The organism is uncultured Psychrosphaera sp., from assembly GCF_947500655.1.
GTDB lineage: Bacteria > Pseudomonadota > Gammaproteobacteria > Enterobacterales > Alteromonadaceae > Psychrosphaera.
In genome coordinates this window covers 1-16,847 of sequence record NZ_CANMSK010000017.1, presented here as the reverse complement: position 1 = coordinate 16,847, position 16,847 = coordinate 1, and the positions used below count along the sequence as shown (strand labels likewise).

Sequence of the window (16,847 nt, the reverse complement as noted above, 5' to 3'; positions counted from 1 at the left end):
TAATGCCAATATTTTTCTACTTTAAATTCAACACGTTACTAATTTACAGAAATATAAGGGGACGTTTAAGTTCGGAACCGAACACATTTGTTCGATTCCGAACAGGTGAACAATAATCAAGAAACTTATAACTCGAACTATTTGCCTGATTAATAAAGAAAATACTCCCTAAACTTGAATTAAATATGCCCAACTTTTACTAGAATAATTGTATCTTGTTCTACGTATGGATGATGGCGGCTTAAATGCGGAGAGCGTATCCAGGTTCCTGCTGGGTATCGGCCATGTTCGTCAATGAACTCGCCTTGTAAAACAAAAATCTCTTCGCCTCCCATATGGGTATGCGGTACAAATTTTTCTCCGGCTGGCCAAAAAACTAATGCAGTGGATTCTGTACCAAAGCTATGTAACGGCATTACCTGTAAGTTACCTTGTCCCTGTAACCACTGGGTTTGTTGCGTATCTATTCTGACCTGCTCGGAGTCATTGGCTTGAAATTGATATAACTTTACAAACAGTGTGCAGCCGTCTTTGCTAAACGGACTGTGGCTAAAACCTTCTGGGTTTCTTATGTAAGTGCCTGCTGGGTAATCGCCAGTTTCATCAGAGAATATCCCGTCTAACACAAATATCTCTTCACCTTTTGGGTGTGGGTGTTCTGAGAATTGAGAGCCAGCTTCATACTTAACCACGCTAGTCGCATGTCCACGTTCTTGTTCTGCTCTGGCTAATGGCTTACGCCACACACCTTGCGCTGGGCTTGGTTGCCATGGTTGTTGAGTGGTGTCTATAACAACCTGTTGTTCAAAGTTCATATTTAGCATAATGTTTGCGTCTCTTTGCGTATTTTTAGCGTGCCAGTAACACGTTACTAGTGACGAAATAGTTCATCAGATAGTAAACAAGCCATTTAAAGTATATGCCAATATTACGCTCCATAGCTAAAAGGCTAAAGTCATATCTATAAAAACGAGAGATTTTATTATTGTGCAGTTGTGTAGGCTACAAGCTATTGACGCACTATGAGCTGGTCCACGTGGGCTTTATTAACTGTGGACTGTAGTTTTATAACTGTTGGGCTTTAGCTCTATTGAGAAAGAACCGTGTTAGTTTACTGAGCTTTTGATTAAAGATTTAACCGAGTTGTGAAAATTGGCGAATTAAGTTGTGGTAAACATTATGTAAACGGTCTAATTCTTCGCGACTGGTTTTATCGTCTGCTATTAGGTTTTGAATGGTGCGATCTAGCTGGAACAAGGTTTGTCTTAAGCTCGTGTCCGCTATCATGCTTTGCATCCATGTAATGGCTGCCACACGTTGACCTGAGGTAACTGCATTAACTTTGTGTAAGCTGCTAGAAGGATAAACAACGGCATGCCCTGCTGGTAGTTTAACTTGTTGCTCACCAAATTCTGTAGCAATAACTAATTCGCCACCTTCATAATCACTTGGATCATTTAAAAATACAGTCATGGACACGTCACTACGTAATACTTCCTGAGTACCTAGAATACGCATAATAGCGGCGTCTACGTGATAACCATACTCTTGAGTTTCACTGTATAAGTTAAATACTGGTGGAAATATTTTATGCGGTAAAGCTGCAGATATTAATGTTGGATGTTGACCAATCTTCGCCAACAACTCATTTGAGAGTTGGCGAACGTTGGCGTCTGAACTATCAGCTTGATTGTTATTTTTTACCGATGATGCCATTCCCATTGCGGTGTTAGTGCCGTCTTGCCAAGGCAAGTCAGATAACGTTTGACGAAAGTAACTAACGTCTTGGGCTGATATCAAAGGTTCAATAACAATCATGCTGTTTCTCTAAAGTTAAAACTCGTAAGTTGCGGTTAGTTTAGTACTAGCTGCATTACCTAAATACATAAATGCACCACTGCGATATGCGGCAGTATAATATGTTTCGTCAAACGCATTACCAATATTTAATCTAAATGTTAACGCATCTGTTGCGTAATAGTTAGCAAATAAGTTAACCACTTGGTAGTCAGGTACAACAATGCTGTATCGGTTATTTTCAGCATCATAACCAGCGGCCGTATCAGGTTGTCCTGCATACATTTCGCTTTGATACGCATAATCACCACCAATGACAAACTGGTCGTTAATTTCATATCTTACTTGTAAATATGCACTGTTTTCAGCAAAGTTACTTAATGTTAAACCAATATTACTTTCGGTAATAGAGTCTATTACTTCTGCGTCCATTGATGTTGCTGAGAACTGAACACTTAACTGCTCTGTAATATCACCAACAAAACCAATCTCGATACCTTTTACTTTATTTTCGCCCGTATTCAGCGTGCCTAATGCCGCGTAGTCATCATCACCAACACTTTCCATTACATCACGTTTAGTGATTTGGAATAAAGAGGCTGTGAACATAAATTTGTCATCTAGCGCCATAAACTTAGTGCCGATTTCAATATTTTCTACACGCTCAGGATCTGAATCAGGAACTTGGTCCACTGAACCACAAACACCACCATAACCACAACTTGCGCCTAAGTCAGACTCGCCACCATTAATATTGGTTGCTGTGCTGTAATTAGCATAAACATTAACGTCTTCTGAAAGGTCATAAATTAAGCCAATGTTACCATTGTACATAGTGTCTGAATATTCATAAGCGGTTTCTACATCTTGTCTTAAAGTATCATTACTGTAATCAAAACTATCTAACCTAGCGCCATAATAAAGATCAAGTTGTTCATTAATCTTAAACGTGTCCATCATGTAAAGTGATACAGTTTCAATGTTCATAACGGCATCATCATAATCATCGCTATAAGTTCTGCCCATCAATTGACTGATGTTACTCACTTCATTGCCTTCGCCATCTAAAATACAATATGCACCAGCATCGCCTCGTCTACCACTTGTTACACAATTAGTAGGATTAGCATATTCAATGTTATAAACACCGTTGCTAACGCTTTCATCAGTAAATTCAAGACCAAAAACAAAGTTATTCTCAAAACCTAAAACATCGGTATTCCAGAACAAGTTAAATTGTGAACTAACATACTCAACGTCTTGATTACCTTGGTGTGTACTTAAACTAATAGTTGCAGCACCTGGGGCAATGGTATCGCTATCGGCTCTAACTGTGCCACTTGCGCCTGTAGTTATATAACCATTTTGTGTTTCACCAATACGTGTTGCATTGTAAAGCGTTACGTTATCGTTTAATTCGTATTCGGTGCGTAAAGTAAACGTTTTTACTTCAGAGTCTAAAAAATCTGAGTCTTGTGCGTAAACCGGAATATCAGCAAAAGGTTCGCGAGTTTCCGTATCAAAGTAGCTGCCTAAATCTGATACGTCTTTTGCATCTAAATAATAACCGTCAGCGGTAAACGACAATTTGTCAGTTGGTAAATAAACACCCGATACTTGTAGACCCGTTCTTTCGCTTGAAATATCTTCACGGCCAGGCTTATCTTTGTCAGATAATAATGCATTAACACGAATAGCAGAGATGTCAGACAGCGGTAAGTTATAATCTAACGTAACACGTGAATATTCATCTGTTCCTAAACCGGCTTCAACACGGCCAAGGTTGTAAGCAACAGATGCTTTTTTAGTAACGCTGTTTACTGCGCCACCAGATGAACCACGACCAGCAAACGTTGAACTTGGGCCTTTTGTAATTTCAACACGCTCAGTAGCAAAACTTTCGCGCGTGCTCATACCTGGATCACGTAAACCATCAACAAACACGTCACTGCGTGCTTCATGACCACGGATAATATAACGGTCACCAAATGCGTTACCGTTTTCGCCAGTACCTAAAGTAACACCGGCTTGCGCTGATAAAATATCTTTAAGGTCGGTTTTACCGGCTTCTAAAATTTGGTCTTGAGTAAGTACAGTAATAACTTGCGGCGTATCAACAAGTGCGGCAATACGACGAACATCACCAGAATCTTTATTCAAATAAACTGAACTTCTTACACCGTGAACACGGATTTTTTCCATTGTTTCATCGGTTTGCTTAATTTCACATTTAACATCTTTACTGTCTGCACATGCTTTTTCAACTTCGCTATTGTTAGCTTGGTCTGCATACACAAACGGGGCAGAAAACGCTAAAGCAGCAGCTACTGCTTGAGCACCAAGTGCACGTTTATGGTTTGTATTATTTTTATCCATTATTAAATCCCTTGTTAATTTGAAAGCTTGAATTAAATTGTTGTGTAAATTTTCGCATAGGATAAAGAATAACAACTACATTGTAAATAAGAATCGTTATCATTAACGTTTATATGGTTAAATTTCAACCGCAGTAATAACTAGATATTTGAGAAGATAGATCAGGGGTGTGCTGACAGGATGGCTCTGGAACGGATGTTCCCCGTAAAAGTAGGTACAGGGACACCGCTTTTTACATATTTGTTATGCATTTTCATCAGGACAAGGACATTCTTGATGTTTTCTGCATAACTTAAAATTCATCCCGTGAGCTAACACCATTAAGCTTGCGCCTAATAGGGTAAGTACTTTTTCACCAAGTGGGTTTGGGTTTAGTGATATTTGTTATTTGAAGTTTAGAGGTTAAATTCAGTTATCAATGCAATGAAAAATAAGCAGAAACTTCGCTTTACCCTACAAGTGGAAAATGAGTAACTGAGCTTGATTTAAATTATCTGGAGTGAAGGTAGCTTTATTGCTTGTTAAGTGACCATACGTTACAATGTACCATTTAACGTACATGAACACTTTGGAGATTCACATGGATGCTATAAGTTACACAGCCGCAAGAGCAAATTTAGCAAATACAATGGCGGACGTCTGCAATGATCACGCACCTATAATAATTACACGTAAAAGTGAAGATCCTGTTGTTATGATGTCGCTAGAAGATTATAACGCCATGGTGGAAACTACATATTTATTAAGATCCCCTGCAAATGCTAGAGACCTTTTAGAGTCTATTGCCGAGCTTGAAGCTGGCAATGGCACTGAAAGAGAACTTATTGAATGAAATTAACATTTTCAACAAACGCTTGGGAACAATATCTTTACTGGCAAACCACCGACAAAAAAATACTTAAACGTATTAATTTACTTATTAAAGATATTCAAAGAACACCTCAAGAAGGTATTGGTAAACCTGAAGCATTAAAACATGGATTATCGGGGTATTGGTCACGCCGTATAAACGATGAACATAGGATTGTTTATAAACATCAAGATGACACCATTCTGATTGCTCAGCTCCGATACCATTACGGCACATAACGGCTAACTAATTAAACTAAACAATTTGTTGGACTAGCTTGTTGCATCGTTTGTAACTAAAAATGACAAACCAAAGTGAATCACTGTTTATTCTCTTGTTAGCTTTACCACAACATTAAGCCAACTGTTTTTTTGTCCTTTTGAGTGACTTCTTATATGCCGATTTGACTCTGATTTATTTTTGATGTTAAAACATGATCTTGCCAAAAACCAGCTATTTTTAAATAAGACTTTGCCAACCCTTCTTTTTGAAATCCAAGTTTATCTAATAACTTGCCAGAACGAATATTTGATGGAATATAATTAGCCATTACTCTATGTAAATTATATTCAGTAAATACGTACTGTATTGATGCTTGGAGCATTTCAAACATTAAACCTGCCCCTTGCTTTTTCTCAGAGATTGAATAGCCAAGATTACAAGCTTGAAACGCACCATGAACTATATTTGAAAATGTACATGAACAAATAATTTCAGATTGACTTTTATCAAAGACAACAAGAGAAATTGAAGAGCCTAAATGAAAATTTTCAAAGTTTAACTCTACACGTTTTTTAGTTTCTTCAAACCAAAGTATTCTTTGACTCTTGTTGGCTCCCACGGAGATAAATGGCTACGATTATCATTTTCATATTTGATGAGAAACTCAAAATCGTCGGAATTTAAAACTGAAATAATTAAGTTTTCAGTTTCTAATTCAGGAATCAATTTCAACCCCAATTTCTCCTAGGCATATAACTTTCCTATAACGGGCGCAAGCATATGGGGCATAATGGCGAAACAGCCCCGCGTCTATGCGTCCCAGCGAACTAAGATAGTGAGTTTATTGGGTTGTTATGCGCGTAATTACACTCTACATTATTTCAGCTCGGTTATTTTATTAAGAATTTACATTTTTTGATTTCCAAGCTATTAAAATTATCATGCCGAGAATTGAAGAGCCGATGACAAAGCCTGACCAAAAGGAATTACTTAGGCCAAAAATCATCTGAGGTTCCATATTTGCCAGTAAAGGAACGACTACCGCAAGTAATAGAAGCAGACTAACCCACGCAGCAGTGAATGATTTGTTTTCAATTTTCATATTTATTTCCTTATGTGAATATTTTCTCAAAGCTCATAACGAGGCTGTAGAATTACTCCAACAACCCAAATTGATGAAAAATCTAGCAACTGTAACAAATGCTAAGCGGCTAAAAATGGCTGGCTATAATAGCGCTTTATGGTCTTGTTATATGCACGCACTGCTAATTATTGATTTTTGTTTATTAATTTCACTAGCTTTTTTATCTGCTTCAGCAATAGCCAAATCTATTTTAGCCTTTCTACACTTGTCAGATAGCTCCTTACCCATAAGGTAGACTTGATCTTTTTGTTGCTGAGCTAAACCCTCTACACCATTATATTGATCTCTATCTTCTGGCATTCTATCTTTTTGATAGGCTGGTGCTTGGGTTGCACTACAAGCTGATAACAAAACGATCAGCGAAATTGGAATTAATTTATTTAACAATGTTTGATACTCCTTGTGCATATAACAATTTAATATCGACCCAATGGGTCGTATTTCTGCCGACGATTGGGTTGTTTCTATTCTGTCATTATTTTTAGCACATAATTTAAGCTATTACTATCTATAGACTTTATAAATTAAGAACAAATTTCATACAAGACAAAAACGACCTTTAGGTCGTTTTCTTAACTATAGGACAAACTATAACTTACCTTATTTTAATAAAGTAAATACGGCTTACGTTGTTGTTTAAATTCCGTTAAATCCGCTTGCCAGCTTTGTTTTATGGTTGCCAAATTCTGGCCTGCTAACATGGATTTTCTTAGTTTGTCGGTGCCGGCTAATTTATCCATAAAGTCAGGGCGTTGGAAGAACTCAACTTTGTTTTGTTCAAAGACTTGGAACCAGTTAAAAAACAGTGACAAGTCAAATCCTTTTATATCTGTCTGAGTCAGGTTTTGGCCTGTTAATAACACGCCGTTTAATTTAGGATTTTTGCTCACGCCTTTTATTGGTTTTGGCGTAAACGAAAAATCGCCTACAAAAGTGTTGTTATGACCAAGAACTTGAAATGGAAAGTCGGTTCCACGGCCAACGCTGACAGGCGTGGCTTCAAATAAACATAATGATGGATATAAGTTTATTGCTTGCTGGTTAGGTAAATTGGGACTTGGCGCAACAGGTAAAACGTAACTGTCTTGGCGTTGGTAGTCTTTAACGGGGATAACGGTTAATTTCAACTTGTAGTCAAAACCCACTTTTTTGGACTCGATAGACAGCCAACCTTGGCCAACAATCATTTTAGCTATTTCACCAACAGTCATACCGTGGCTTAATGGAATTGGATGCATACCAACAAATGAGCGAAACTTATCTTCTAAAATAGGGCCATCAATATATTGAATATTTGGGTTTGGTCGGTCTAGTACTAAAAACTCAACATTGTTTTCTGCCGCGGCTTGCATCATGTAATGCATGGAGCTGATATAAGTGTAAAAGCGCACACCAACATCTTGAATATCAAAAATAATGATATCTAACTGTGACATTAATGCTTTGCTAGGCTTTTTGTATTTACCGTATATAGACTCAATGTTAATGCCCGTTGCGGCATCGATGCTGGATTTAACTTTTTCACCCGCGCTATGGTCGCCCCTAAAGCCGTGTTCTGGCGCAAATATGGTTTGCACATCAAAGCCGTGTTTAGTTAATAAGTCTACCAAATGCATATTTTGAACACGAGAGGTCTGGTTAACCACCACACCAATACGTTTGTCTTTTAGCAGGGGAAAGTATTCTGCGGTTTGTTCCGCTCCAACTTGGCTAGGATTGATTGCTTTTGGATTTGACGCACAGCCGCTTAATATCAAAATCGCCACTAACAACAATAAAAATGACCATGTAGAAGAAAGTAACTTATTGATTAGATTTTCTTTATTAAACATTAGCTTCCACATTATCGGTTAAGAGTGACATTGATAAAAAGTGCTATAAATTAAACGCTATTTATGAATTAAGAGCTTCCACAGAACTACGTAAAAAGCCTTTATTTTGCAATAAGGTCAATTCACCTTGCTTTGGCTCTACGCCAGTTAAAATATGTAAAATAGCCAACTTCACTTTGAAGCTTGTCTTTTTCAGTGCCTGTTCGGCTGTGTCGGCATCACATTCGGTTGCTTGCATCACAATACGAATGGCTCGCATATATAGCTTTTTGTTACTGGCGTTTACATCAACCATTAGGTTTTCGTAACTTTTCCCAGTTCTGATCATGCTTGCCGTGCTTAACATGTTTAACACCAGCTTTTGTGCGGTACCAGATTTTAAACGAGTTGAGCCAGTTAATACCTCAGGGCCAACAATTGGACAAATAACAATATTTGCGTGCTTTGTCATTTCAGAGTCTTCATTGCAAACTACACATACGGTTTTAGCGCCAATTTTATTGGCATAATCCAACGCACCAATAACATAAGGAGTTCGGCCACTTGCTGCAATTCCAACTAAAATATCATTGTCATTAAATTCAATAGCTTCTAAATCTTTTTGCCCTAATACTAAACTATCTTCAGCACCTTCTACTGCCTTATATATGGCTTTTTCGCCACCGGCTATAATACCAATAACCTGTTCTGGTGATATGCTAAAAGTAGGTGGGCATTCAACTGCATCTAACACACCTAAACGACCACTTGTGCCAGCGCCCATATAGATAAGTCGTCCACCTTTGTTAAACGCATCAACTATCATGTCGACCGCTTCACTCATAGGTTTAATGCAATGTTCAACAGCTAAAGGGACTTTTTTATCTTCGTTATTAATAAGACGTAAAATGCCTTGGCTATCCATTAAATCTATTTGCTTGGAATTTGGATTACGCTCTTCTGACACCATATTATTTAACTGTTGTAGCAAAACAGGATCGCTAACTAATTCATCGGTTTGAACTGCCGCTTTACGAGGTTCACTTACAACATTATTTATATTTTTTTCAGCTAATAAACACGCACCATCAAGCGAAGTACCTAACGCCAACTGGCAATATTCCGTGACGTCTTCACTTAAAAATGGGAAGGTTACACCTGACAAACCGCCGAGTAATACAACGGGCGTTTTAGAGTTTTTACGGCTAGTTAAAATGAGCTGTTCACAGTGATGTACATGTTGCTTAATGAGTTTTTTGGCCAGTTTACATTTAGGCTCTAAAGAAAATATAAGTGGGCAAATTGCAGCATACATAGAAGGTGTTGCACTTTGTAACCAATCAGGTAAGTCACTTGGCTTAGGGCCAATCATTTCTAATAATTGTACAAGTAATGCTGGACTAGACTCTGGAAGAGTAGTTGTATTCAAATCTTTTTTAGCATCATGGCTATCAAGTTCATGTAATAAGCTTTGCACCGCACTTAAGCCTAATTTAGCACCACCACCATCATCACCAACAGGAAAGCCCCATCCACCATAATAATGTTCGCGGCTTTCATCATTGCTGTCGTTATTACTTGAAGCAGCCGCATCTAAACGAGCACCAACAGAACCAGTGCCTAAAGCGACAACCGTTACAGGCTCACCATTATTAGCACCAAACAATGACGTTTTTGCATCGTTACAGATTTGTAAATTTGCAAATGAAAATGGTAATTCTGACTGCAATCTATCTGCTTGAGATACCACACCACCACCAGCAACACCAATAACCACGGACACATTTTCTGGCTTACAGTTAGCATGATCTACAAACTTACTCATTAATTGGTTTAATAAGTTAGTAATATTTTTAGTTGCTAATGCAAAATCATTGCTAAGTGAAGAAGCTCCACCTTTCACTTCAAAAAAAGACCCTGTACTAATTTCCTTAATACGACCTTCTGTTTTAGTGCCGCCACCATCAATTCCTATGATAAATTGAACAGACATTATATTGAGCCTCGATTGTTAATGATTGCTTATAGCTATTACAGATAAAGTAAGCGGGCTATTATACTGAATTAAAATAGTGATGAAAGACATAGAAAAAATAATGACACGTTAGTAGATTCTGACGATTTATTAGTGGAACCATGTAAACTTAATTTAATTAATGCAATTTATATTATAAGATAACAAGAAATGCAAAATAATTTATTCCAACATTGGACAATTTAAAGGAAAATATGAAATCATTACACTCACAGAAAAAGATATTATTTATCACCTTAATATCAATCTCCTTTATAACAGCCAACTTTCTCATAGCCTTTAATGTTTATTCCTCTACGAATAATTGGAATATTCCACCATTTTCTAAAAACACCAGTCCCACTCAAGATAGTACTCATAATAGCAATGCTATAAAGCTCGCACTGGCTCAAAAGATCATGCTGGATTTACGTTATTATTGTCCAGATAGAGTTGAAGAAACAAATCCAAACATCAATCCATGCAAAACACCCATGACTAAATTACCGCCAGAACTCGCGAATATGATCACCAATAGTAATTTGGGCGGTATCATTCTATTTGGCGATAATTTACAAAATACAGCACAAATAGTGCAATTAACTCAAAACTTACAACAAGCGGCAGGTCGTTCAAGTTCACAAATTCCATTATTTATATCTGTAGATCAAGAAGGTGGCCGAGTTGCTCGATTACCAAGAGCTACCTCAACTTCTTTTAGTGGCAATATGGCAATAGGCGCAACCTATAAAAAATACGGTACCAAATACGCAACGATAGTTGGTGATGTATTAGGGAAAGAGTTGTCAGCAACAGGATTTAACGTTAACCACGGACCAAACGTAGATGTAAACATCAATCCTAATAATCCGGTTATTAACGTTCGCTCTTTTGGAGAGACCCCAACAACCGTTGCCAAGTTAGGTTTAGCACAGCTACAAGCGATGCAAAAACATAATGTAATAGGCACATTAAAACACTTTCCAGGTCATGGTGATACAAGTGTCGATAGTCACACTGGTTTACCAAGGGTGAATCATAGCTTATACAAAATTAAACAAGTGGACTTAGCCCCTTTTCAATATGCTATTGATAATAAGCAAGTCGATATGATCATGACGGCGCATATTCAATATCCAGAATTAGACAACTCAACCTTTTTGAGTAAATCTGGCGATGTGATGATGAAACCAGCCACTATGTCTAAAAAAATATTAACCGACTTACTGCGTAATGACATGGGTTACCAAGGGTTGATCATTACTGATGCTCTAGATATGAGAGGCATAAGTGAATTTTTTACTGAAACTGAAGCGGTAATAGAAACCTTTAATGCAGGCACAGATATAGCATTAATGCCCTTTAAAATAAGATTTAAACAAGATGTAACTAAATTGCAGTTACTATTAAGCAAATTAAACCAAGCCATCACAAGCCAAAAACTGAATGCCAAAGAAACGCTAAATTCATTTCAACGTATATTAGCAGTTAAAGAAAAATACATTTCTCCTTCTCTAACAAAGCAACCTCAAACAAGTAAAGCCAATAAAATACTTGCTAATAAAAAGCACAGAGAATTAGAACAAGAACTATCGGATAACTCTGTAACTTTAATCAAAGGTGAGCCTAAGTTAGATAACAATTTCACGTCATTGCATTTGTTAATGCCAGATAAAAGTAAATGCGCGGCCCTTACTACTGCAATTCAAAAAGTAAAACCAAAACTAATACTGACTTGCAGCTCAATATTAAACAGTAATGATGCGGCTGATATGAAGCTGATAAAACAAGCTAATGCGGTATTAGCTGGCAGTATTACACCCTACCAAAGTATGGCTGAGATGGGTGGGATGGATGATATGGCGGCATTTAAAAAAGCTTTTGGTTCTTTATCCTCCAACAAAAAGCGTTTGGATAGCAAACTTAAGAGTCTATTAAGATACGCAAAACAAATCAATAAACCTGTTACCTTTGTCAGTCTAAGAATGCCTTATGAAGTTGAACAGTATAATATTTATGCGGACACTATTATTGCCACTTACTCTTATAATCAATATAAAGATATCCATACAGGCCTGTTCACCAGTCCAGTTTATAATTCACTGGCAAAGCTTATAGCAGGTAAATTGACAGCAACAGGAAGCTTACCTGTTTCGGTAAATATGAATAAGTAGCCCTAAATCATGTCACTTTAGGTGAAGAAAATAGGAATAAATTAATTTAAATCAAACAAATGTAATTTGTATATCAATTTGAGTAAATACCCTATATCCAGTATTTTAAAAATACGGTAGAATTCGCCTCTTAATTTTGTATGGATTTATTCCATTCATCATATAGTTCTTTTAAAGTGGAGTGTCACGTGTTTAAAACTTTTGCCAGTATCAGTCTTGTTGCTTTAAGTTTAACCCTACCATCTATCGCGTTAGCTGAAGATGTTGCGGATAAAGCAGAAATTGGAAATCACCAAAAAGGTTCATGGTACGCCTTTTGGGGTTGGAACCGTGGTAGCTATTCTGATTCAGATGTAAGATTTGAAGGTGATGATTACGACTTTACAATCAAAAATATGAGTGCATCTGACCGTCCCACAACTGTTGGTATTTATCCGTATTTAAGCCCACTAGATATGACGTTGCCTCAAACTAACTTTAAAGTTGGTTATTTTATTGAAGATAATTACGCTATTTCTTTTGGTGTTGATCATATGAAATACGTAATGGACCAAGAGCAAACTGCATTAGTAGATGGGTACATTAATGTTGGCAGTCAACACGATGGAATTTATGACAACCAAGCAGTGTACTTAGGTCAAACTGATGCCGCTGGTGATGTTACTTTCTTAGCTTTTGAACATTCTGATGGTTTGAATTACGGTAATATTGAAATCAGCCATTTTGATGAAATATATGCATTTACACCTGACTTTAAATTCAACCGTAATATTGGTGTTGGTGTTGGTTTTTTATTACCTAAGACAAATGCAAAGTTATTACAAAATGAACGTAACGACGCATTCCACCTTGCTGGTTGGGGCGCGCATATCAAAGGTGGTTTAGAGTTAAGTTATGGAAAATACTTTTTCCGTAGTGAAGTAAAATTAGGTTACATCAATATGCCAGATATTAGAACAACTCAGTTTTCATCTGACACGGCATCGCAAGACTTTACCTTTGCAGAGTGGAACTTCTTATTTGGTCGTTACTTTTCGTTTTAAAGGAACTCTTTTTAAAAGAAGTATTTATAGAATTTCAAAGAAAGCATTTATCAGTAAAGCGTAAACAAAAAAACCTACCTATTGCAAAATACGTAGGTTTTTTTATGTCTGGATTTAGCAGGAATTATTGCCGCAAATTAATAACGATTAACTTCTGTAAACCGTTTTAATCAAGTGATAACCAAACTGTGTTTTTATAGGCCCATGTACTTCAAGTATTGGTCTTTTGAATACCACATCGTCAAATGCTTTAACCATGTCGCCTTTTTCAAACTCACCTAAGTCGCCGCCTTTTCTTCTAGAAGGACAGGTAGAGTGCTGTTTAGCTAACTTTTGAAAGTTGTCGCCTTTATCTAATTTCTTTTTAATTTGTAATGCTTCATCTTTGGTTTTAACCAAAATGTGATAAGCCGATGCGCGTGCCATTTCAACCTCAATTTTTTACAATAAGTATCTGTTGTGAATTATACCTTAATATTTAAAACTATCGTTTTATTTTCTATTTTTGATGTATTATCTTAGATGGAAACAGCTTTAAAATAAACTTAACCAATAAGGTATCTATCTTGAGCACGCTTTATGTGACTGCCGATTGGACGTTCAATCTATCTACTCTCACAATAGACTTCACTCAAAGTGAGCGACAAGTCACATTAGATCCAAAACAAGCTAAAATTCTGTCCTACTTAATGAAGCACGGTCAGACTCCAGTATCCCGCGACAAGCTATACTTTGAAATATATGGTAATGACCCAGCTAAATCTGATAGTACAATCAATCCCTATATTTCGAAGCTTAGGCGTATTTTATCGTCACATTCTGATAATAAAGAAGCACATATTAAAACCATACCTAAAGGTGGATACCAATTTGTCGCCCCATTCACAATAGAGAAGCTTGAGATCGTAGAGCCCACTACAATCATTAGGCAAGTTACAGAGCCTGAATCGAACTATCAAACGGTTGGTTACGACAAGTTTTCATCGCAACCTAAATACAAAAACATCGCTATTATTGTTATTCCATTGCTAATTGTGACCTTAGCTCTCACATTTCTATTCATGGAAATGCTTAACTCAAAACAGCAACAACCCATACTAAAAAGCACACAAGTGCTGGTACATGATAACGGATCAGAAGGTGATTTTGATGTTAGCTCAAATCAACAATACTTAGTCTACGTAAATGAACACGAAGGCCTATCAAATAACATCCGTATTAAAGATATGATCAGTGGAAAAATAAATGAGCTGTATACCAGTCATCAAGGTAAAATTTACTCTCCGGTAATTTCCCCTGACTTTTCAAATATCCTTTTTGCAACAACTGAGTCTGGTATTTGCTATATAAAGCAAATGCAATTAATCAAACAAGAGAATAATTATGTAGCTGGTGAAGTTGAACAATTAACGGCTTGTAGTAAATTTAATGGCTGGACTAAATTAGAATTTATTCGTGATAACCAAATTATTTTTCACTATTATGAAGATTACTCGAAGCCTGTAACAATCAAATTACTAGATTTAGAAAGTAAGCAATCCCACGTATTAATCTCTCCTCCGCTTAATACTCAAGGTGATGTGGCATTTAATTATAATTCTAAATTACACAAAATTGCATTGCTCAGAAGTTTAGACAATAACAATAAATCTCTCTTTTTATATGATATTGACAACACCGAACTTAAACTATTGACGACATTACCCGCCTCAGTATTCCATATCACTTGGTTTAATGATTCAGAACTTCTCTTTATAAAAAATGAACAAGTTATATTGTTTGATATAAGTACAAAAAAACAACAGATAATTTCCTTACCTATTGTTAATTTACAAAATATTACCGTACGGAATAAACACATTTACGCAAAAAAAGGGCCATGGAACCATTGGGATATTTATCGCTTTGATATAGATACTTTTCAATTTTCAGCAGAAATTGATTCCGCATACTCCGAATACTTACCCAAAGCTGTAGGTAAAGAGCAGATGTATTATGCTGCAAAAAAAAGTGGCAGTGTGCAAATATGGTATAAAAATAGAAAACAACATAAGCAAATTACTCACTTCAATGACAAACGTCAAATAGACAACTTTATTGTCACTGACGATAGCCTAGTTGTGTTAAATACCCAGTCGATAACCTTACTTGATCTAAAAGGCCAAGAACAGACTCAGTTTAAAAATACATTTAACCTATCTCTAATCTTGCAAAAAAATAATAATATACTTTATGCCGAACAGCATAATCTAAGTGGTACTTATCTTGTTAAGCTCAATATCAAGACTAAAAAGTTAACTAAAATCAAACAGGTTTATAAATCACTTTATGCTGAGGGTAATTATTATTACATTACACCTGATAAAAGTAAGATTGTTAGATTAGATAACCATGCTGAAAAAGCACTAACCGTCTTTAACATACCAAAAAAATTCCAAAACGGTTATTTATGGCAAATAATAAATAACCAAATTGTTTTTGCTGCTGCAGGTGATTGGAATATTTTCAATATATCCACAGGCCAGATTAAAAGTACATATGACTTTCCATTCCCTTTTGCATATTTACATTGCAAAAATGTTGAAAACGCGTGTTTCTTTGTTGCCTTTCGTCCGGCAAACACTGAAATAATAAGGGTTGAATAAGAAAGCTAGACAACACTTTTTTCAAAGTACTAATTAATAGATTCTTTAGATAATTATCCAATAAATTGCACAACAAGTTTGTTCATACCGAATAAATAAATGTTGCATTTTTTTGGAAAACACAATGAAATTATCATCAAAAAAAATCTTCGCATCATTCCTATTTACACTATTCTCGTCACCTTATGCTATGAGTACACAATGTTTAGCGCCTCCACAATTTTGTATCCCGCCAAGTGAACTAATAGATTTGAAAGAAATCATCAAACCCCAAGTACAAATATCAAATGCGGATGCAATGCCAAATGCAGAGAGTTCTATAGTTCAAAAAAAGTTTGATAATACAGAGTTATTAATCAAAAAAACGGTTTATTCGAAAGTGGTTGCATTAGAAATAGCTGAACCTCTATAACAAACAAGAGCCAAGAATATTAGGTGTAATATCCTGTAATATTAATTGCATGAATACAATTGGTACAATATTCAAGAGCCGTTATTTAGAATAATAAGTTATTCATTAGGTACAAAAATGATCAAAAAATTTAAATCTATATTAATATATATTCCAACAATTGTTGTTATCCTTATCTTTTTGTATGGTGTATTTTATATGTAATATAATAGATTCACGTAGTTAAAGGTTTTGTACCAAAAGTATAAACAAGTGAATATTGTAATAAAAAAGGCACTATAAAGCTGTCTCTTATACACAAATCCCTGCTAGTAATTAGCGGGGATTTTTTTTGAACTAATTGCCTTGTTTGTGATCAG

At 36.1% G+C, this 16,847-nt stretch carries 15 protein-coding genes and 1 pseudogene; 6 read left to right on the top strand and 10 right to left on the bottom strand.

Translation table 11 applies throughout. The features are described 5' to 3' along the window. Positions 1 to 179 precede the first annotated feature (179 nt). From Q0940_RS13450 to Q0940_RS13440, 3 genes are all read right to left on the bottom strand, one after another. Positions 180 to 824, bottom strand: coding sequence for a cupin domain-containing protein (locus Q0940_RS13450; protein WP_299269380.1), 645 nt, complete (start codon positions 822 to 824; stop codon positions 180 to 182). 310 nt (positions 825 to 1,134) lie between these two features. Then, complete coding sequence (locus Q0940_RS13445; RefSeq protein WP_299269377.1) at positions 1,135 to 1,818, bottom strand: Fe2+-dependent dioxygenase; 684 nt, start codon at positions 1,816 to 1,818, stop codon at positions 1,135 to 1,137. Between the two features lie 15 nt (positions 1,819 to 1,833). Continuing rightward, positions 1,834 to 4,173: a TonB-dependent receptor gene (locus Q0940_RS13440; RefSeq protein WP_299269374.1), complete on the bottom strand. Its 2,340-nt coding sequence runs from the start codon at positions 4,171 to 4,173 to the stop codon at positions 1,834 to 1,836. A gap of 580 nt (positions 4,174 to 4,753) precedes the next feature. Between Q0940_RS13440 and Q0940_RS13435 the strand changes: the two genes are divergently transcribed. Both Q0940_RS13435 and Q0940_RS13430 read left to right on the top strand, forming a co-directional pair. Continuing rightward, positions 4,754 to 5,005: a type II toxin-antitoxin system prevent-host-death family antitoxin gene (locus Q0940_RS13435; RefSeq protein ID WP_299269372.1), complete on the top strand. Its 252-nt coding sequence runs from the start codon at positions 4,754 to 4,756 to the stop codon at positions 5,003 to 5,005. After that, positions 5,002 to 5,262, top strand: coding sequence for a Txe/YoeB family addiction module toxin (locus tag Q0940_RS13430; RefSeq protein ID WP_299269370.1), 261 nt, complete (start codon positions 5,002 to 5,004; stop codon positions 5,260 to 5,262). The genes Q0940_RS13435 and Q0940_RS13430 overlap by 4 nt, the downstream gene beginning before the upstream one ends. A gap of 152 nt (positions 5,263 to 5,414) precedes the next feature. On the opposite strand, the gene Q0940_RS13425 is transcribed toward Q0940_RS13430, so the two are convergent. The 6 genes and pseudogenes from Q0940_RS13425 to Q0940_RS17105 form a co-directional block, all read right to left on the bottom strand. Then, positions 5,415 to 5,864: a GNAT family N-acetyltransferase gene (locus Q0940_RS13425; protein ID WP_299269368.1), complete on the bottom strand. Its 450-nt coding sequence runs from the start codon at positions 5,862 to 5,864 to the stop codon at positions 5,415 to 5,417. A 279-nt stretch (positions 5,865 to 6,143) separates the two neighbouring features. Next, positions 6,144 to 6,347, bottom strand: a complete 204-nt coding sequence (locus tag Q0940_RS13420) for a hypothetical protein (protein WP_299269366.1) — start codon at positions 6,345 to 6,347, stop codon at positions 6,144 to 6,146. Between the two features lie 147 nt (positions 6,348 to 6,494). Further along, the gene (locus tag Q0940_RS13415) at positions 6,495 to 6,776 is read right to left on the bottom strand and encodes a hypothetical protein (RefSeq protein ID WP_299269364.1); all 282 of its coding nucleotides are present in this window, start codon (positions 6,774 to 6,776) and stop codon (positions 6,495 to 6,497) included. Between the two features lie 218 nt (positions 6,777 to 6,994). After that, complete coding sequence (locus Q0940_RS13410; RefSeq protein ID WP_299269362.1) at positions 6,995 to 8,221, bottom strand: DUF1343 domain-containing protein; 1,227 nt, start codon at positions 8,219 to 8,221, stop codon at positions 6,995 to 6,997. A 61-nt stretch (positions 8,222 to 8,282) separates the two neighbouring features. Further along, the gene (gene murQ, locus Q0940_RS13405) at positions 8,283 to 9,191 is read right to left on the bottom strand and encodes an N-acetylmuramic acid 6-phosphate etherase (protein ID WP_299269539.1); all 909 of its coding nucleotides are present in this window, start codon (positions 9,189 to 9,191) and stop codon (positions 8,283 to 8,285) included. Positions 9,192 to 9,497: 306 nt separating this feature from the next. Beyond that, positions 9,498 to 10,193, bottom strand: a pseudogene (locus Q0940_RS17105) (BadF/BadG/BcrA/BcrD ATPase family protein); the annotation flags it as partial. Positions 10,194 to 10,429: 236 nt separating this feature from the next. Here Q0940_RS17105 and Q0940_RS13400 point away from each other — a divergent pair. Beyond that, positions 10,430 to 12,388, top strand: coding sequence for a glycoside hydrolase family 3 protein (locus Q0940_RS13400; RefSeq protein ID WP_299269360.1), 1,959 nt, complete (start codon positions 10,430 to 10,432; stop codon positions 12,386 to 12,388). Between the two features lie 188 nt (positions 12,389 to 12,576). Further along, positions 12,577 to 13,431 (top strand): hypothetical protein, encoded by an 855-nt coding sequence (locus tag Q0940_RS13395; RefSeq protein ID WP_299269358.1) that lies wholly within the window; start codon positions 12,577 to 12,579, stop codon positions 13,429 to 13,431. Positions 13,432 to 13,578: 147 nt separating this feature from the next. On the opposite strand, the gene Q0940_RS13390 is transcribed toward Q0940_RS13395, so the two are convergent. Then, positions 13,579 to 13,857 (bottom strand): peptidylprolyl isomerase, encoded by a 279-nt coding sequence (locus tag Q0940_RS13390; protein ID WP_299269356.1) that lies wholly within the window; start codon positions 13,855 to 13,857, stop codon positions 13,579 to 13,581. Between the two features lie 140 nt (positions 13,858 to 13,997). Between Q0940_RS13390 and Q0940_RS13385 the strand changes: the two genes are divergently transcribed. Beyond that, the gene (locus Q0940_RS13385) at positions 13,998 to 16,076 is read left to right on the top strand and encodes a winged helix-turn-helix domain-containing protein (protein ID WP_299269354.1); all 2,079 of its coding nucleotides are present in this window, start codon (positions 13,998 to 14,000) and stop codon (positions 16,074 to 16,076) included. A gap of 124 nt (positions 16,077 to 16,200) precedes the next feature. Beyond that, the gene (locus Q0940_RS13380; RefSeq protein ID WP_299269352.1) at positions 16,201 to 16,488 is read left to right on the top strand and encodes a hypothetical protein; all 288 of its coding nucleotides are present in this window, start codon (positions 16,201 to 16,203) and stop codon (positions 16,486 to 16,488) included. Positions 16,489 to 16,847 lie beyond the last annotated feature (359 nt).